Here is a 17241-nt window from a genome sequence, read left to right as displayed (position 1 = left end):
AACGCTTTCCGTGACGCCCCCGCACACGTCGTGCGGGGGCGTTTCCCGTTACCGGAGGGTGTCGCGCAACCGAAGTCGGGGTCCGGTGTGGAGAACCGCGTTGCGGTACACCACACCGCCCAGCCGGGCCAGCGCCACCACGGCCACCACGGTGAACAGCACCGCCAGCCCCACCTGCCACAGCGGCACCGCGGCCAGCGCGATCCGGCCGGGCATCAGGATCGGCGACAGCGGCGGCAGCAACGACAGCACGGTCGCCGTCGGCCCGGCGGGATTGCCTGACAGCACGGCGAAACCGAGCACGAACGCGGCCACCAGCACGGCGGTGACCGGCATCAGCACGGCCTGCACGTCCTCCTGCCGGGACACCAGCGAACCGGCCGTGGCGAACACCGTCGCGTAGAGCAGGTAACCGAGCAGGTACCACAGCACACCCCAGGCCAGCGTGCCGGCGGCCGCGCCGGGAATGGTGAGCACACCGGTCAGCAGGGCCAGCGCCAGACCGACCAGACCGACCGTCGCCAGCTGGATCAGCCCCACCAGCCCGAGCCCGACGACCTTGCCGGACAACAGGTGCCACGGCCGGACGGTCGCCAGCAGCAGCTCGACGACCCGACTGGACTTCTCCTCGACCACGCCCTGCGCGACCATCGATCCGTGGAGCAGCAGGGAGACGTAGAGCAGCGCCACCATCACCAGGGCCAGCGCCAGCCGCTGGTCGTGGTTGGGGTCGTCGGTGTCGAGCGTGCTCACCCGCACGTGTGAGCCGGAGACCGTGCCCAGCACGGCGTTGGCGTCCAGGTCCTCCACCGAGGCCAGCAGCCCGGCCAGCACCTGGCGCTGCACGATTCCATTGAGGACGTTGTGCAGATCGGGGTCGAGGTCGCCCCTGGTCAGCACGGTCAGTTCGGCGGGGGCGCCGCTGACCAGCACGTCCAGCGAGCCGTCCGCGACCTGGTCGCGGGCCTGCGTCAGGTCGGTGACCTCGACCGTGCGGACCTGGTAGTCGAGGCCGGCGGCGTCGGTGACGGCATCGGCGATCGCGTTCGCCTGGCCGTTGAGGCCGACGGTGGTGATCCGGTCGCCGTCGAACACGGTGCTCTGGGCGAGCACGAAACCGGCCAGCACGATCAGCGAGACGGCCGTACTGATCACGAATGACCGGGTGCGCAACCGGGTCCGCAGTTCGCGGCGGGCCACCAGCGCAATGACGTCCCCCGGCCCCTGACCGGGGGGCAACGACCCCGCCACCGCGACCTCCCCTCGAAATACCGATGCGCGTCAAGAGACTATCCGCCACGGATTACCTTTGAAAATTCTTCGCCGACCGACGACCTTCGGCGGAAGCGGACCGCGTAGGTTCCTCGTCAGGATGCAGTGATGATCCACGAAGGACCATTGGAGTGGCTAGGTCATGGAGCAGGGCATCGACGACCCGACGAAGTGGTTCGCGCAGTACGACGAGAAGCTGCGGGAGGCCGCTGCCAAGGCCGAGAAGGCGGAGAAGGCACTGAAGACGGTCGGGGGGTCGGCCACCTCGCAGGACGGTGAGGTGACCGTGCGGGTGAACGCCAGCGGCGCCACCACCGACCTGGTGATCCGCCCCGGCGCCCGGGAGATCGAACCGGAACACCTGGCCAGGGTGATCCTGGAGACCACCCGGGCCGCCCAGCGCGAGGTGGGCGCGCAGGTCGTCGACGTGATGACGAAGTTCGTCGGCGAGGGCGCGGCGCTGGAGGCGGTCAAGGAGCACCTGCCGGAAGGCTACGCGGGGGACGGCAAGGACGAGGTGTTCAACCTTGAGGCCCAGCGCGACCGGCGCTCCGACGACGACTACTTCGACAACCCCCCAGAAGTGATCAAGTGATACGCGCTCGCGGTCGGGGCAGGCCGGGGCGAGGCGACGGACGATCGGCGGATCCCATGGGTGATTTCCATGTCTGATTTCAACGTCAGCGTCGGGGAGGTGCGCGCGCACGCGCAGACGGTGCACACCGTGGCGATGATGGTGCGGTCGACCTCCTCGAACGCGCAGGACTCGGTGGGTGGCGGCGCGTTCGGCCAGATCGGCCAGTTCTTCGCGCAGGCGATCACCCAGGCGGCGGCCGAACTGCGGGAGGGCATCGACCGGGCGGGCCAGACGGTCGAGCAGGTCCAGTCCGGCCTGAGCCAGGTCGCCGAGGCCTACCAGGCCGCCGACGACGCGCACACGGGCCTGTTCAGGGCGTTCGAGCCCGAGTTGGAGGCGAAGACCCGGTGACCACCGACATGGCCGAGCGGACCGTCTCGGCGCACATGCTGTTCAAGGACATCCGCTCCACGGCCAACGCCATTGAGGAAGGCGACTGGCTGGAGGCGGCGGGCGGCGTCGCGAAGGTCGCGCTCGACGTGATCAACATGGACGGCGACCCACTCAGTGCCATCGCCTCCTCCGGGGTGAGCTGGGTGCTGGGGGCGGTGTCGTTCCTGCGCGAGCCGTTCCAGGTGCTCAAGGGCGACGCGGGCTCCATCACCTCGTCGTCCGACTCCTGGAACGGCGCGTGCGGGAACCTGAACCAGACCGCCCAGCAGTACCGCGAGGCGTCCACCGGCCAGACCCGGTCCTGGACCGGGGTGTCCGCCGAGGGCTACCGCGCGGCGTCGAACAACCAGGCCGACGGCCTCTCAGCGCTGGGCGAGGCGAGTCGGGGGATCTCGCAGGCGGTGCAGCAGGGCGGACAGCTGCTGGCGTCGGTCCGCAAGGCCGTCATGGACCTGATCAGCGAGGCCGTGCAGAAGATCATCCAGATCTGTATCGAGGCGCTGTCGAAGTCCTGGCTGTCCTTCGGCGCGAGCGTCGCGATGGGGATCGCGCAGTCGGTGCAGAAGGCCGTGCAGACCGGCCAGAAGCTGATGCAGGCGATCCAGAAGCTGGTGTCCGGCCTGCAGAAGATCATGCAGACCGTGCAGCAGATCGTGAAGGTCGCGCAGTCGGTCAAGCAGTTGCTGGAGGGCATCGGCGGCAAGGCCAGCGCCGCGCAGCCGCAGACCCTGGCCGCCCCGCAGGCCGCCGGCTCGACGGTGCCGATCCCCCAGGGCTTCGGTCTCGACGGGACCGCACCCCAGCGGGCCCAGGCCGACGTCGGACTGGGGGCGCTGCCGGCGATCCCGGTCGTCAACGGGGTGCAGGACGGGCCGGTGTCGCAGAACGGCTGGCCGGTCAACCCGGCGCGCGGGCCCAGGACGATCCCGGGGACCGACGTGCGGGTGAACGTCGCCGACGGGCCGGCCGGCGACGTGCTGATGCACGTTCTCGGTGAGGTGCACCGGCGGGTCGAGGACATCTCGCTGAACTCCGAGGCCGCCAACGAGCGCGACGACTGGGGCTACGCGGAGCGGAACGTGCGCGGCGGTGGGGACATCTCCAACCACGCCAGCGCCACGGCCGTGGACATCAACGCGACCCGGCACGTGCTGGGGGAGCGGGGGACGTTCACCGCCGAGCAGACGACCGAGATCCGGACGATTCTGGGTGAGGTCGACAACGTCGTGCGGTGGGGTGGCGACTACCAGGGACGGGCTGACGAGATGCATTTCGAGATCGTCGGTTCCGTTGCCGAGGTCACCGCTGTCGCCGAGCGGTTGCGGGCGGCCAACGCTCGTTGATCCTCCGGTGTGACCGGCTGCTCTCCCTGGTGGAGGGCAGCCGGTTTTCCTTTCTGACCAGGAGGTGTCAGGTCAGGGTGGGCAGGGCGGCCTCGACGACCGAGGACACGGCGGCCCGGTACGAGGACAACCACGAGGCAACGAGCCCGATGCGGGTCCGCCGGTGCACCACGTCGTCGACGGACAGGGCGCCTTCGTGCCGCACGGCGAACAGGATCTCCCCGGCGGTGATCTCCCCGGCCACCACCTCGTCCGACAGGGCCGCCACCACCGGCGCCTCGGTTCCGTAGAGTCCGGCCAGCCGGCCGGAGCCTAGCCGCTCCCGGGAATCGGCTCCCACCAACGGCAACCGTCGGGTCAGCGACGGCCCCGCCGACACCCCGGACCCTCGAACGGCGGCGTCGACGGCGTCCTGCGCCATCTGCCGATAGGTGGTCAGTTTCCCGCCGACGACGGTCACGACTCCCGACGGGGAGGTCAGGACGGCGTGGTGTCGGGACAGGTCGGCACTTCGGCCGGGTGCGTCCAGCAGGGGGCGTAGGCCCGCGTAGCTTCCCAGCACGTTCCCGGGGCCGAGGGGGCGTTCCAGGACCGAGGACGCGACCCTGAGCAGGAACTCCACGTCGGCGGCGGGGGCGGTCGGCTCGTCGGGGATCGGGCCGTCGAACAGTTCGTCTGTCAGTCCTATGTAGACCAAGCCGTTCCGTTGGGGCAGCACGATGACGAAGCGGTTGCGTTCTCCGGGGACGGGGACGGTGAGCGCTGTGCCGCCCAGTCCGAGAACCTGTCCGTCGACCACGACGTGCGACCCCAACGAGGGCCGTAATCGCACCGAGTCGACGAGGTCGCCGGCCCAGACGCCGGCGGCGTTCACGACGGCGCGGGCGCGGAGGGTGAGGGCGGAACCGGTGCACGTGTCCACGGCGGAGGCCTCCTGTCCGGAGGCCTCGGTGACCTTGACGCGGGTCAGGATCCGGGCGCCCAGGCCGGCGGCGGTGCGCGCCAGTGCCACCACCAGGCGGGCGTCGTCCACCAGCTGGCCGTCGAAGGACAGCAGGCCGCCGCGCAGGCCGCGGGAGCGTAGGCCGGGGGCGAGCGCGAGGGCTTCCTGGCCGGACACCCGGCGGGGGCGGGGTAACAGGCTCGACGGGGTTCGGGCGGCCCTGCGCAGCGCGTCGCCGGCGCGCAGGCCGGTGCCGACGAACGCGGCGCCGGCCCGGGAGATCTGTTCGTGCAACGGGAACAACTGCGGCAGGGGCCTGGTCAGGTGGGGTGCCGTCCTGGTCATCAGGATGCCGCGCTCGACCGCGCTCTCGTGGGCCAGGCGCACGTCGCCCTTGGCCAGGTAGCGCAGGCCGCCGTGGACGAGTTTGCTGGACCAGCGGGACGTGCCGAACGCCAGGTCGTGGGCCTCGACCAGGGCCACCGACAGGCCCCGGGACGCGGCGTCCAGGGCGATTCCGGTGCCGGTGACACCGCCGCCGATCACCAGCACGTCGACCACGGCACCGTCGGCCAGCTCCGCCAGTTCGCGGGCGCGGCGGGCAGCGTTGAGCGAGGTGTTCACGGGCGCAGTGCCGCGTCGAGCAGGCGGGCCAACTCGGCCAGCAGGGACTCCAGCGGCAGGTCCGAGGTCGAGGGGCGGATGGAGAAGGCGTAGGGCTGCAACAACAGGAACACCGTCCTGGCCTGGACCGCCGGATCGGCCACGCGGATCGAGCCGTCGCGTTGGCCGGCGGCGAGTTGGGCGCGCAGGAACTCCTCGGTCATCCGCTGGCTGGTGCCGATCCGCTCCATGATGTACGGCAGCAGCATCTCGCCGTCGCGTTCGATGACGGCGTGCATGAGGGGGTTGTTGGCCAGGGCGCGGATCGTGTGGACGGACGCGACGACCAGTTGGCCCCGGGCGGTGGGTTCCTTGGCGGCCTCGCGGTTGGCCTCGGTCATGACCTTGCCGAACTCGCGGGTGATCAGCGCCGAGAGCAGGCCGCGCACGTCCGGGAAGCGGCGGTAGAGCGTCATCCGGCTCACTGACGCCTTGCGGGCCACGTCGCTGAGGGTGGTGCGGCGCACGCCCACCGCCAGGACGCAGGTCATGGCCGCGTCCAGCAGGACGTCGTCAGCGACGCGGTTGGGCGACGTTGTGTGACGGATGGACGTCATATGTCACACTATACCCGTGACCGAACCCAGTGACCACACCGGCGCGCAACTTGATCATCTCGTTCGTCGGGGGTGGACTCCCGAGGGGGGCCAGGACTCCATCCTGCCCAACCACGCCACCCGTTGGCTATCCGCCAGGACGGGACTGGTCGAGACCAGTACCCCCGTCGCCCCGGACTCAGCGCTCGTCGTGGGCGAGCCGCGACTGCCCGACGGGGTACGCGACGCGCTGGCGGCCGTGGTCGGGACCGAACACGTGCTGCTCGGACGGGACGACCGTCTCGGACGCGCCGGTGGAATGTCCTATGTGGACCTCATGCGGCATCGGGGGACCGGTGACCTGGCCGTGCCCGACGCGGTGGTCGTGCCGGCCGATCCCGAGCAGGTGCAACGCGTCGTCGAGCTCTGTGCCGAGCACCGGATCGGGCTGGTGCCCTTCGGCGGCGGCACCTCCGTCGTCGGCGGGGTGACCGCGTCGGCCGGGGACCTCGGCGCCGTCGTGGTGCTCGACCTGTGCCGGCTCGACCGGCTGGTCTCGGTCGACCCGGTGTCCCGGCTGGCGGTCCTGCAGGCCGGCGTCACCGCCCCGGACGCCGAACGGATGCTCGCCGCGCACGGCCTGACGCTGGGCCACTTCCCCCAGTCCTTTGAACGCGCCACCATCGGCGGGTTCGCCGCCACCCGCTCCTCCGGGCAGGCCTCCGCCGGCTACGGCCGGTTCGAGGACATGGTCGAGGGCCTGCGGCTGGCCACCCCACGCGGCGAATGGCGCCTGGGCGTCTCCCCGGCCTCGGCAGCCGGCCCCGACCTGCGCCACCTCGTCGTCGGCAGCGAGGGCGCGTTCGGCGTGCTCACCGAGGTCACCCTGCGCGTGCGGCAGCGCCCGACCGTGCGCCGCTACGAGGGCCACGTGCTCGACGGCTGGACCGCCGGCACGGCCGCGGTCCGCGCCCTGGCCCAGGCCGGGGTACTCGCCGACGTCACCCGACTGTCCGACCCGCACGAGACCGACCTGGCCTTCGCCCTGTCCGGCGGCTGGAAGACCGCGCTGGTGCGCCGGTACCTGCGGGCCCGCGGCGTGGCAGACCCGTGCCTGCTGGTGCTGGGCTGGGAGGCCACCTCCGCCGCCGAACTGGCCGCGCGCCGCCGCGCCAGCCTGCGGGTGCTGCGCTCGGCCCGACCGGTCACGCTGGGCACCGTCATCGGCGAGAAGTGGCGCCACGGCCGGTTCCACGGCCCCCGCCAGCGCGACGCGCTGCTCGACGCCGGTGTCTGCGTGGAGACCCTGGAGACCGCGACGTACTGGTCGAACCTGGACGCGCTGCGCTCGGCCGTGCGGGCCGCGCTGGTCGACGTGCTGGCCACCGACGGGCGCCGCCCGGTCGTCGCCTGCCACGTCTCGCACGCCTACGAGACCGGCGCCTCGCTGTACTTCACCGTGCTGGTGCCGCGCGACCTCGACGACCCGCTCGGCCAGTGGGGCCGGGCCAAGGCGGCGGCCTGCGCGGCGATCACGGCCACCGGCGGCACCATCTCCCACCACCACGCGGTCGGCGTCGACCACGCGCCCTACCTGCCGGCCGAGATCGGCCCGCTCGGGGTGGACGTGCTGGGCGCGGTGAAGCGGGAGCTGGACCCCTCAGGCGTGCTGAACCCCGGCAAGCTGCTCGGGTAGCGGCTCGCGGCGGACCACGCCCAGCCAGACGACCCCGATCATGCCGGCGAAGAACATCGGCCAGGCGAACACCAGCCGGGTGCCGATGGCCTCCTGGCAGGTGCCGACATAGGTGGCGACGACGGTCGGGCCGGCGTCGCCCAGGTCCTGGGTCAGCAGCGGTGTCTCCACCCCGCCGACGGTGTTTCCGCAGCTCACCGAGCTGGCGCGGGCCTCGTCGAGGCTGGCGACGTGCACCGGCGCGAGGCCGAGGACCAGGCCGAGCAGCAGCCCGGCGCCGGCGAGCAGGGAGGCGAAGCGGCGCGGGGTGAGGGTGATCCTGGCGAGCGGGTCCGGCTGTTGTGCCTGGTCACCCGGCGAGGCGGCGACGGGCAGCAGCTCCGTCGGCTCCGTCGCCGTGCGCTGATCCGGGGTCATGGGGCACAGCCTGCCCGCTGGGGTGCCCGGAAACCAGGGAATCGCGCAGATCCGTCGGGTCCGGGCTCCCCGTGACCGCCCGACCACGCGGGCGTGCTCCGTCCGGTGTGGACGGTCAGGTCGTTCCCCACGGGGCGGCCAGCTCCGGCAGGCCCTCGGCCGGGCCGGCCCGGCCGAGGGTCCAGGCGACCGTCCCACCGGCCAGGACGACCCGGACCCGCCGGTACTCCGCGCCCACGTACTCCTCCACAGTGGACAGTGCGGCGGCCGGGTCGGCGAGGTCGACCACCCAGCCGCACACCCCCGGCCGTCCCGCCAGCTCCGCGCGCCGGGGCGGGCCGGCGGCGTGCGGGGCCAGCGACGACCAGTGCGACGCGCCCGGCTGGAGCGTGCCGGGAACGAACAGCCGCCCGGGGTGGTCGGCCGGCACCGGCGCACCGTCGAGCACCGCCACCGCCAGCCCGTCGCCCTCGGCCACGACGCCGGTCAGGCCGGCGGCCTCGGCCTGGCCGACCGCCGCACAGCGCACCGGCCGGCCATCGACCAGCAGCGGGTGGCGGGTGAGCCGGGCGGTGCCGCCCGGGGCGGCGACGTAGGCCAGCGGCCGGTCCACCACCGCGCCGTCGTCGAGCCGGACCTCGCCGGTGGCGACCCGCGCGAGCCGGTATCGCAGGCCCCGGCCCTCGCACTCGTCGAGCACCCGGACCTGCTCGGGGGTCGCCAGCCACACCGCGTGCGTCTCGCGGACGCCGGGCAGCGCGGCGAGCGTGGCCGGGCGCTGGTCGTCGACCACCCGCAGGCCCGCCGCCCACACGGCGCCGATCCCGGTGCACGTCGCGCGCAGCAGCACGGCCGGGCCGGGCAGGTCGAGGGTCTCGCGCAGCCAGGTCAGCTTGGCCGGGCAGGCGTTGGAGCCGTAGCACAGCACCGGCACCCGCTCGGCCAGCGGCGCGGCGCCCCGGGCCGCCAGCCACTCGTCGAGGTCGGTGCCCTGCTCGGTGCGCCAGCCGGCCAGGGCCGTGTGGTCGGGGCGCAGCGGGTGGCCGGTCGCCCGGTCGTGGACGAACGAGCGGTCCGGCCGCGCACCGGGGTAGGGCGCGGCCGGATAGTCCCGGTCGCCGAAGGTCATCGGCTCCAGACTAGGAACTCGGCAGCCGCGTGCCCGGTGGCGCGATGATGTAGGCGATGCCGCCCGAGCCGCTGGAGATCCCGCCCGAGCCGTTGTACCGCTTGGTGCGCAGCCAGATCGTCTCGAACTGTTCGCGCTGGTAGACGTTGCGCACGGCGTCGTTGGAGCTGGACGCCGGGTCGTTGGCGATCACGTCGCCGTCCTCGGTGAACCCGACGATGACCATGATGTGCCCGGCCGTGCCGTAGCCGGCGCCGTCGAGCTCCGAGGCGAGGAAGGACTGCGAGGTGATCACCGGGACGCCGGCCAGGATGTGGCGCTCGACGTCGGCCAGCGAGGACAGCCGGGTGATGTGCCCGGCCAGCCCGAAGGTCGAGGCGTAGGCGGTGTTGAACGGCCAGTTGCCGGTGCCGTCGTAGTCCTTGTCGTAGGTGAACCGGGCGGCGTGGTCGACGCTGGGGTCCTGGTAGGACGGGTCGACCCAGGCCAGGTCCCGCTCGCTGGGGCCCCGGCCCCAGTACTCGACGACCATCTCGGTGGAGGTCGGGCTGCACCAGGCCTCGCCGCCCCCGCCGTACTGCGGGTACTCGCCCTCGTGGATGTTCTGCGAGTACCGGGGGACGGGCAGCTCCACGCCCCACGCGCCGGCCGACGGGCTGGTCGGCACGGTGAACCGGTCGGGGATGGCCGAGGTCATCGCGCCGACCATGGCGAGCCGGGGCGTGGCGGCGCTGCCGGCCTCGCGGTACAGGGTCACCCGCAGCTGGTAGCCGCGCAGGGTCACCCCGGAGCGGGCGACGAAGGTGTCGACGTCGACGTAGCCGTGGTCGTCGGACTGGTCGGGCAGCGTGGTGCGGATGATGTCCTGGTCGCCGCTGGCCCAGCGGCCCATGGTGTACCAGGCGGTCTGATCGCCGGTGGCGGTGCGCCCGCGCAGCTCGACGGTCAGCCAGGTGCCGGCCGGTGTGGTGGCGTTCCACGAGGCGACCGCCTGGGTGGCGCCGAAGCCGTGCCGGTAGGGCGGGGAGGTCCACCGGCCGTACTCGTAGCGGCGGGTGGTGCCCAGGTCGGGTTCGGTGTGCTCGACCGTGCCCGCCGGGCGGCCGACGACCAGCGTCCCGCCGGGGCCGGGCCGTACGCCGTCGGCCTGGCCGTGGTGGAAGTCGCGCTGTCCGCGCCACTGGTGGAAGTCGACGGGTGCGTCCTCGGCGCGCTGGGCGGCGGCCGAGGCGGGGAGCACCGAGAGCAGGAGGGCGAACGCGGCCAGCACGACGGGAAGCGCCTTCATGGTGAAGATTTTCGCTTCTGGTGCTGGGTATGTAAACAGCTTACGACTGTTGCTCTTCCTCGAGTTCCTTGATGAAGTCCGCCCAGAACTGCTCGACACACCGCTCGTAACGCACACCCAGCTCGACGGTCTTGACCTGCCAGCGATCCGCGTAGTCCGACAGCTCGTCGCGCTGGGCGGCGTAGGTGTCGGCGCGCCGGCGGTGGGCGGCGTGCCGGTCGCGGGCCAGCGCCAGCACGTCCTCCCGGTCACCGAAGTTCGCGAAGAACAGCTTGAGCAGGCCGAGGTCACGGACCTCGGTCTGCTCGTCGGTCGTCGTCGAGAGCCACTCGCGCAGCGCCTCCCGCCCGGCGGGCAGGATCTCGTAGGTCCGTTTACGTCGCCCGGTCCGCTCCACGGTCTCGGTGATCAGCCCGTCGGCCACCAGCCGCGCCGGCTCGTCGTAGAGCTGCGAGTGGGCGAAGGCCCAGAAGTTCCCGACGGTACTGGCCACCCACCGCTTGAGGTCGTAGCTGGTGGCCGGCGAGTAGCTGAGCATGCCCAGGACGACGTACGACGTGGCGTTGAGCTTGCGGCGCCTGCCCCTTTTCTTCCCCTGGTCCGGCACCCGGTCGAGGATACCCAGGTCATCGGATGACTGAGGTGTGGTCATGGGAGCTGGTCCGCCACCCCGGTCTTGCCCCTGGTGGCGGCCCTGGCCGGCACCCCCGTACCGATCGCCTCGGCGGAGGGCACCACCGCGTGCGGTGCCCTTCTCGCCTCGGCGTCGGTCGCCCCGTCGACCGTGGTCATGACGTCCCTTCGACAACGCCTGCTCAGCGCAGGTGTGAGATATCCAGTTTCCCGTTGGCCGCCGCGGCGCGGAGGACCTTCTTGTCGAACTTGCCGACGCTGGTCTTGGGGACCTCGTCCACGAACGTCCAGTTCTCCGGCAGCTGCCACTTGGCGACCTTGTCGCGCAGGAACTCGCGCAGCTCGTCAGGCGTGGCGCTGGCGCCGTCGGCCAGCACGACCGCCACCAGCGGCCGCTCGTCCCACTTCTCGTCCGGCACGCCGATCACCGCCGCCTCGGCCACCGCCGGGTGGGCCATCACCGCGTTCTCCAGGTCGACCGAGGAGATCCACTCGCCGCCGGACTTGATGATGTCCTTGGACCGGTCGGTCAGCCGCAGGAAGCCGTCCGGGGTGATCGCCCCGACGTCCCCGGTCCGCAGCCAGCCGTCGTGGAACTTCTCCGCGCCCTCCTCGCCCTCGCCGACCCGGTAGTAGGCCGCCGCGACCCACGGGCCGGCCACCTCCAGCTCGCCGACCGCCTCGTTGTCCCAGGGCAGCTCGGCGCCGTCGTCGTCGACCAGCCGGGCGCGGACCCCGGCCGGGAACCGGCCCTGCAACACCCGGTAGCCGAACTCGGCCTCCTGGTCCAGGCCGGCCGGCGGGCGCGCCACGCTGCCCAGCGGCGAGGTCTCGGTCATGCCCCAGGCGTGGATGATCGTCACCCCGAGCGCGTCGAACGCCCGCATCAGCGCCGGCGGGCACGCCGAGCCGCCGACCACCGCACGCCGAAGCGGCGCCAGGTCCTGCGGGTTGACCTGCAGATACGCCAGCAGACCCTGCCAGATCGTGGGCACCGCGCCGGCCATCGTCGGCTTCTCGGCTGCGATCATCGCGGCCAGCGGCTCCGGCTGGAGGAACCGGTCGGGCATGACCAGCGACGCGCCGACCATCACCGCCGCGTAGGGCAGACCCCAGGACATCGCGTGGAACTGCGGGACGATCACCAGCGCCCGGTCGGACTGGGCCAGCGCCATCGAGTCGGTCATGCAGACCTGCATCGAGTGCAGCCAGATCGAGCGGTGGGTGTAGACCACGCCCTTCGGGTCACCGGTCGTGCCCGACGTGTAACACATCGCGGCCGCCGACCGCTCGTCCACGTCCGGCCAGTCGAACTCGTCGGGCTGGTCGGCCAGCAGGGCGTCGTAGGAGTGCACGGTCACCCCGTCGGGCGCCTTCAGGGCCGCCGGGTCGCCGTTGACGACCACGACGTGGCGGACCGTGGTGAACGTCGGCAGGACCTTGGCCAGCAGCGGCACCAGCGTGCCGTCGACCAGCACGACGTGGTCCTGCGCGTGGTTGACGACGTAGGTCAGCTGCTCGGGGAACAGGCGGACGTTGAGCGTGTGCAGCACCGCGCCCATCGCCGGTGCCGCGAGGTAGGTGACCAGGTGCTCGTAGTTGTTCCACATGAACGTGCCGACCCGCTGGTCGCCGGTGACGCCCAGGCCGCGCAGCGCGTGCGCGAGCCGGGCGGCGTCGTGGCCGAGATCGGCGAACGTGGCCCGCCGTGACCCGGTTCCGGTCCAGGTCACGACCTCGGCGGAGGCGTGGATCCGGCTGCCGTGGCGCAGAAGGTTCGCTATGGACAGTTGCCCGTCCTGCATGGTGCCCAACATCGCTGTTCAAGCTCCCTGTGGCTGGTGTGGCGGCAGAGGGAACATTAGTGCGGAAACGGGTCGGCTGAACATGGGCAGAACCGCCGGACCGGAGACGGGTAACGCTGCGTATCAGACCCCCAGAACGTGGGTTACCTGCGGTTTCGCCGTGAAGAATGCGCGTGTCGCGCGTAGGTTCCTGGACGACGGTGTGTTTACTTGGTCGCGGCACCGCGGGGGTTCGCCCAGGTCAGGCCTGGGGAGGGCTCTTTCGCGGACCGGCCAGAAGTCGAGCAAGGAAGGATCACCACGGTGGCTCTGCCCACGTTGACTCCAGAGCAGCGCGCTGACGCGCTGGCCAAGGCTGCGGAGGCGCGCAAGGCGCGGTCCGAGCTCTTGGCGTCGATCAAGTCCGGTAAGCAGACCATCGCGTCGGTGCTCGGACGGGCGAAGGAAGACAAGACGGTCGGCAAGACCAAGGTCGCGGCGCTGCTCAAGGCTGTCCCGGGGCTCGGCGCGGTGAAGGTCGCCGCGCTGCTGGAGCAGGCTGGTGTCGATCCGGACCGGCGGGCGGCCGGCCTGGGCGACCGCCAGCGTGCGGCGCTGATCGACGCGTTGAAGTAGCGTCCCCCGGTTTCTCGGGACAGGGCCCGCTGATCGCCGGACCGGCGGTCGGCGGGCCCTGAACGTGTTCAAAATCCTACCCGTGGAGGAGTTTTCCCGGCCGGATCGTGGGCATGATGAGAGTCGTGACAGATGGCCTCATCGCGGACTACCGGCCAGGCTCGTTCCTTCTCGCCGCCCCCCGGCACTCGCTGCTGGCCACCGGCGCCCAGGCCGTGGTCGACGAGCGTGACCCCGACGAGCTGTCCGCCAGGGTCACCAAGCTGCTGGTCGACTCGCCGGCGCCGCTGGCCGTCGGCGCCCTCCCGTTCGACCGCTCCGCCGCCCCGCACCTGGTCCTGCCCGAGGCCGTGCGCTGGTCGGGGCCGCTGCGCCCGACCTCCCCGGCCACCGCGCCGGTCGCCGCCGGCGCGGCGGTCACCCCGCTGCCCTCCGGCGAGGACTACGAGCGGTCCGTGGCCAGGGCCGTGACCCGGCTGCGCGCCGGCGAGCTGGACAAGGTCGTGCTCGCCAGGACGCTGCGCCTTGACCTGCCGGACCCGGTCGAGGTCCGCGCGCTGCTGGCCAACCTGGCCAGGGACAACGCCACCGGCTACACCTACGCCGTTGACCTGCCCGGCGGCCGGACACTGGTCGGCGCCACCCCGGAGATGCTGCTCACCCGCACCGGGCTGACCGTCGAGGCCAACCCGCTGGCCGGGTCCATCCCGCGCCACCCCGACCCCGTGCAGGACCGGCTGGCCGCCGAGGAGCTGCTGGCCTCGGCCAAGGACCACGAGGAGCACCGGGTGGTGGTGTCCGCCGTGGTCGAGGCGCTGCGCCCGTACTGCCGGTCGCTGACCGTGCCCGAGCGGCCGTCGCTGGTCAGCACCAGCGCGGTGTGGCACCTGTCGACCAGGATCACCGGTGTGCTGGCCGACCCCGAGGTCACGTCGCTGCGGCTGGCCAGCGCACTGCACCCCACCCCGGCGGTGTGCGGGGCGCCGTTCGGCGCGGCCACCGCCACGATCGCCGAGCTGGAGCCGTTCGACCGGGGCTTCTACGCCGGGGCGATCGGCTGGTGCGACGTCCACGGCGACGGCCAGTGGGTGGTCGGCATCCGGTGCGCGGAGCTCGCCGGCCAGCGGATGACCCTGTACGCCGGCGCCGGGATCATGCCGGCGTCGCGGCCGGACCTGGAGCTGGCCGAGACCTCCGCCAAGTTCGCCACGCTGCTGCGGGCGATGGGGATGACCGTCAGCCCGGTGTCCTAACCCAGGGCCCTGATCAGGTCGTCGGCCGGCTGCTCGGTGACCTCCAGGTCCTCGACGGTGAGCACCGCCAGGCTCGCCCGGTAGCCATCGCCGGGGTCCAGGGTGGCCATCCGCAGGGCGGCCGGGTCGACCTCGGCGGTCCGCGAGGCGGTCACGGCCGGCGGCGCGTCGTGCGGGGTGAGGGTGAACTGGCTCATCGGCACCGACATGCCCTTGCCGGTGGTCTTCACGACGGCTTCCTTGCGTGACCAGTAGGTGAAGAACGCCGCCCGCAGCTCCGGCTCGGGGACGTGCGCGAAGGCCGCGCGTTCGGCCTCGGAGAAGGAGATCCTGGCCAGGTCGGTGACCTCGGCGTCGCGGATCTCCTCGACGTCGACGCCCAGCGGGGCGCCCCGGGCGATCGCCAGCGCCACCCGCTGGCCGGAGTGCGAGATCGACACCTCGGGCGCGCCGGGGCCCACGACGGTCGGTTTGCCGTGGGGTTTGCCGCAGTCGTAGCAGCTGGCGTCCAGGCGCACGGCCTCCGGCTCGACGCCCAGCCACTGGCCGGCGACCGCGCGGATGAGCGCGCGGCCGGTGAGGAACCGCAGCTGGTCGATCTCGCGCCGGTAGTTGCCGTAGCGGGTGCGCTCGTTCTCGTCGAGCAGCGCCAGCAGGCGGGGGGTCGCTGGTGCCGGGCTGGCCCACCACACGTCGCATCGCATGCACAGATCATCGCGGTAGCCGGGCGGCGCCGGTACCCCGGGAGCACTACTCCGATTGGCGCTTGCGCACAGGTTACTGTCGGGTAATTTAGCCAAAACTACGAAGAACCCTCAAAGGAGAGGACCGTTGCGCCGCATCCTCAGCTTCATTCTGCTCGGGCTAGGGGTGTTCGCGGTCGCGCTCGGCCTGCTGCTGCGCTTCTACGCCTACCCCCAGCTCGCCAAGATCCCGCTCGACCAGGAGTCGATCTCGGTCGCCGAGGGGCACGGCATCACCGCGCTCGTGGTCGAAACGGTGGACGGTGCGCCGTCGCCGGAGATCCGCCAGAACCTCAGCCTCACCTCGACCACCTACGTCACCGGTGACCTGACCGCTCCCGAGGTGGAGGAGGACGGGGACATCGGCGTGTTCGTCGAGGCCATCCGGACCGTCGACGACGCCTCCGGGACCGTGGTGAACGCCTCGGTGCGGTCGCTGTGCGTCGACCGGTTCACCAACGAGGCCGTGGCGCCCTGCGAGGGCCAGTACATCGAGCAGGAGCAGGACAACCGGGTCACCGCCGACCGCAACTCGCTCCAGCAGCCCGGCCAGAGCCTGAAGTTCCCGTTCGGCACCGAGCAGCGGAACTACCAGTACTACGACCTGACCGCCCGCGAGGCGATCGAGGCCCGGTTCGAGGGCGTCGAGACGATCAAGGACCTCGAGGTCTACAAGTTCGTCATGAACGTGTCGCCGACCAAGGTCGCGGACCGCGACGTACCAGGCTCGCTGGTCGGACTGCCGGAACCGTCGGTCGACGCCGAGCTGTACTACGAGGTCGAGCGCACGGTGTGGGTCGAGCCGGAGACCGGGATCGTCATCCGGGGCGCTCAGGACATGCGCCAGCAGCTGCTCACCACCGGGCAGGCCCCCGGCGGCGGCACGACGGTCTTCGAGGGCACCCTCGGGTTCACCGAGACCACGGTCAACGACAACGTCTCGAAGGCCACGGACAACAAGTCCAAGCTCAGCCTGCTGACGACCTGGCCGGTGTTCATGTGGATCGGCGGCGGTGTGCTGGTGGTGGTCGGCGGGCTGCTGCTGGCGACCACGGCCGCCGGGCGGCGCGGCGGGGAGGACCAGACCACGCGCCGGATGCCGGCCCACGCCGAGAACTAACGTTTGCGCAGCACCAGGACGAGATTCCAGGAGGCGAATTCCCGCAGTACCGGGACGTGCACGATCCAGGTGGCCCACCACGGGTGATAACGGGGTAGGGCGCGCACCAGCGTGGCATTGTCACAATGGCGTGCCCAGGCGATCGCCGGGCCCACCCGGAAGGCGAACAGGCTCTCCCCGAAACGATTCTTCGGCTGCCGTCCGTGCTTTTCGGTGTAGCGTCGGCGGGCGTAGTGGCCGCCGAGGAAGTGCCAGGGCGCGGTCTCGTGGCCACCCCACGGGGAGTACCAGGGCGTGAACGAGGCGAAGACCGTGCCGCCCGGCGCGGTCACCCGCACCATCTCGGCGAGCATGGCCGGCGGGTCGGCGACGTGCTCCAGCACGTTGGACGAGTAACAGACGTCGACAGCGTTGTCCCGCAAGGGAAGTTGGGTTCCGCTGGCGCGCACCATGCCGGCCGCCGGGGTCCCCCTGGCGGACAGCTCGCCGACGTCGGGGTCGACGCCGAGGTAGTGCGCCCCGGCGGCCCGGAAGGCGTCGGCGAAGTAGCCGGGGCCGCCGCCGACGTCGAGCACGAGCCGCTCGCGCAGCGGGGTGAAGGTGGCGAGTTGGGAGACCGAGTCGTCGGCCAGGATCTGGTAGAAGTGGTCCGGGTCGGACTGTTCTTTCAGAAAAGCGCGGAAAAGCCGCACCGACCTGGTGAGCGTCGCGTTCGCTTGATCGGTTCGCGCGGTGCTACCTACCATTGGGGGTTA

18 protein-coding genes are annotated in these 17241 nt (G+C 71.8%); 7 read left to right on the top strand and 11 right to left on the bottom strand.

Features of this window, described 5'->3' with window-relative positions:
* Nucleotides 1-48 precede the first annotated feature (48 nt).
* Nucleotides 49-1251 (bottom strand): ABC transporter permease, encoded by a 1203-nt coding sequence (locus BLA60_RS19120; protein ID WP_245812054.1) that lies wholly within the window; start codon nucleotides 1249-1251, stop codon nucleotides 49-51.
* A gap of 163 nt (nucleotides 1252-1414) precedes the next feature.
* Between BLA60_RS19120 and BLA60_RS19115 the strand changes: the two genes are divergently transcribed.
* The 3 genes from BLA60_RS19115 to BLA60_RS44875 all read left to right on the top strand — a co-directional run bounded on the left by BLA60_RS19115 (nucleotide 1415) and on the right by BLA60_RS44875 (nucleotide 3645).
* Complete coding sequence (locus tag BLA60_RS19115; RefSeq protein WP_075134290.1) at nucleotides 1415-1867, top strand: YbaB/EbfC family nucleoid-associated protein; 453 nt, start codon at nucleotides 1415-1417, stop codon at nucleotides 1865-1867.
* 69 nt (nucleotides 1868-1936) lie between these two features.
* Nucleotides 1937-2260, top strand: coding sequence for a type VII secretion target (locus tag BLA60_RS19110; protein ID WP_075134289.1), 324 nt, complete (start codon nucleotides 1937-1939; stop codon nucleotides 2258-2260).
* The gene (locus tag BLA60_RS44875) at nucleotides 2257-3645 is read left to right on the top strand and encodes a M15 family metallopeptidase (RefSeq protein ID WP_075134288.1); all 1389 of its coding nucleotides are present in this window, start codon (nucleotides 2257-2259) and stop codon (nucleotides 3643-3645) included. Before BLA60_RS19110 ends, BLA60_RS44875 begins: the two co-directional genes overlap by 4 nt.
* Before the next feature lie 67 nt (nucleotides 3646-3712).
* Here the strand turns inward: BLA60_RS44875 and BLA60_RS19100 are convergent, their stop codons facing one another.
* Both BLA60_RS19100 and BLA60_RS19095 read right to left on the bottom strand, forming a co-directional pair.
* The gene (locus BLA60_RS19100; RefSeq protein WP_075134287.1) at nucleotides 3713-5212 is read right to left on the bottom strand and encodes a glycerol-3-phosphate dehydrogenase/oxidase; all 1500 of its coding nucleotides are present in this window, start codon (nucleotides 5210-5212) and stop codon (nucleotides 3713-3715) included.
* Complete coding sequence (locus BLA60_RS19095; protein ID WP_075134531.1) at nucleotides 5209-5808, bottom strand: TetR/AcrR family transcriptional regulator; 600 nt, start codon at nucleotides 5806-5808, stop codon at nucleotides 5209-5211. The genes BLA60_RS19100 and BLA60_RS19095 overlap by 4 nt, the downstream gene beginning before the upstream one ends.
* Between BLA60_RS19095 and BLA60_RS19090 the strand changes: the two genes are divergently transcribed.
* Nucleotides 5798-7483, top strand: coding sequence for an FAD-binding oxidoreductase (locus BLA60_RS19090; protein ID WP_075134286.1), 1686 nt, complete (start codon nucleotides 5798-5800; stop codon nucleotides 7481-7483). The genes BLA60_RS19095 and BLA60_RS19090 overlap by 11 nt on opposite strands.
* Here BLA60_RS19090 and BLA60_RS19085 read toward each other — a convergent pair.
* The 6 genes from BLA60_RS19085 to BLA60_RS19065 form a co-directional block, all read right to left on the bottom strand.
* Complete coding sequence (locus BLA60_RS19085; protein WP_075134285.1) at nucleotides 7448-7900, bottom strand: hypothetical protein; 453 nt, start codon at nucleotides 7898-7900, stop codon at nucleotides 7448-7450. The two genes, BLA60_RS19090 and BLA60_RS19085, sit on opposite strands and share 36 nt — an antisense overlap.
* Nucleotides 7901-8015: 115 nt before the next feature.
* Nucleotides 8016-9029, bottom strand: coding sequence for a hypothetical protein (locus tag BLA60_RS19080; protein WP_075134284.1), 1014 nt, complete (start codon nucleotides 9027-9029; stop codon nucleotides 8016-8018).
* A 10-nt stretch (nucleotides 9030-9039) separates the two neighbouring features.
* Nucleotides 9040-10317: a C39 family peptidase gene (locus BLA60_RS19075; protein WP_084735099.1), complete on the bottom strand. Its 1278-nt coding sequence runs from the start codon at nucleotides 10315-10317 to the stop codon at nucleotides 9040-9042.
* Between the two features lie 40 nt (nucleotides 10318-10357).
* Nucleotides 10358-10924 (bottom strand): PadR family transcriptional regulator, encoded by a 567-nt coding sequence (locus BLA60_RS19070; RefSeq protein WP_162292985.1) that lies wholly within the window; start codon nucleotides 10922-10924, stop codon nucleotides 10358-10360.
* Nucleotides 10925-10965: 41 nt separating this feature from the next.
* The gene (locus tag BLA60_RS43380; RefSeq protein WP_154814453.1) at nucleotides 10966-11109 is read right to left on the bottom strand and encodes a hypothetical protein; all 144 of its coding nucleotides are present in this window, start codon (nucleotides 11107-11109) and stop codon (nucleotides 10966-10968) included.
* 23 nt (nucleotides 11110-11132) lie between these two features.
* Nucleotides 11133-12767 carry a long-chain fatty acid--CoA ligase gene (locus BLA60_RS19065; RefSeq protein WP_075134283.1) on the bottom strand — a complete coding sequence of 545 codons (1635 nt, stop codon included), beginning with the start codon at nucleotides 12765-12767 and terminating at the stop codon, nucleotides 11133-11135.
* Between the two features lie 291 nt (nucleotides 12768-13058).
* Here BLA60_RS19065 and mihF point away from each other — a divergent pair, with 291 nt between their 5' ends.
* Nucleotides 13059-13370 (top strand): integration host factor, actinobacterial type, encoded by a 312-nt coding sequence (mihF, locus tag BLA60_RS19060; RefSeq protein ID WP_075134282.1) that lies wholly within the window; start codon nucleotides 13059-13061, stop codon nucleotides 13368-13370.
* A 116-nt stretch (nucleotides 13371-13486) separates the two neighbouring features.
* Complete coding sequence (locus BLA60_RS19055) at nucleotides 13487-14623, top strand: isochorismate synthase (RefSeq protein ID WP_075134528.1); 1137 nt, start codon at nucleotides 13487-13489, stop codon at nucleotides 14621-14623.
* Here BLA60_RS19055 and BLA60_RS19050 read toward each other — a convergent pair.
* Nucleotides 14620-15327, bottom strand: a complete 708-nt coding sequence (locus BLA60_RS19050) for a 4'-phosphopantetheinyl transferase family protein (RefSeq protein ID WP_075134281.1) — start codon at nucleotides 15325-15327, stop codon at nucleotides 14620-14622. The genes BLA60_RS19055 and BLA60_RS19050 overlap by 4 nt on opposite strands.
* A gap of 127 nt (nucleotides 15328-15454) precedes the next feature.
* Here BLA60_RS19050 and pgfA point away from each other — a divergent pair, with 127 nt between their 5' ends.
* Nucleotides 15455-16486 (top strand): cell envelope lipid trafficking protein PgfA, encoded by a 1032-nt coding sequence (gene pgfA, locus BLA60_RS19045; RefSeq protein ID WP_075134280.1) that lies wholly within the window; start codon nucleotides 15455-15457, stop codon nucleotides 16484-16486.
* On the opposite strand, the gene BLA60_RS19040 is transcribed toward pgfA, so the two are convergent.
* Nucleotides 16483-17178, bottom strand: coding sequence for a class I SAM-dependent methyltransferase (locus BLA60_RS19040; RefSeq protein ID WP_075134279.1), 696 nt, complete (start codon nucleotides 17176-17178; stop codon nucleotides 16483-16485). The two genes, pgfA and BLA60_RS19040, sit on opposite strands and share 4 nt — an antisense overlap.
* Nucleotides 17179-17241: the final 63 nt, after the last annotated feature.

Source organism: Actinophytocola xinjiangensis (assembly GCF_001921215.1).
Taxonomy (GTDB): domain Bacteria; phylum Actinomycetota; class Actinomycetes; order Mycobacteriales; family Pseudonocardiaceae; genus Actinophytocola; species Actinophytocola xinjiangensis.
The sequence above is the reverse complement of the archived record's forward strand: the minus strand, read 5'-3'. Positions and strand labels throughout refer to the sequence as shown.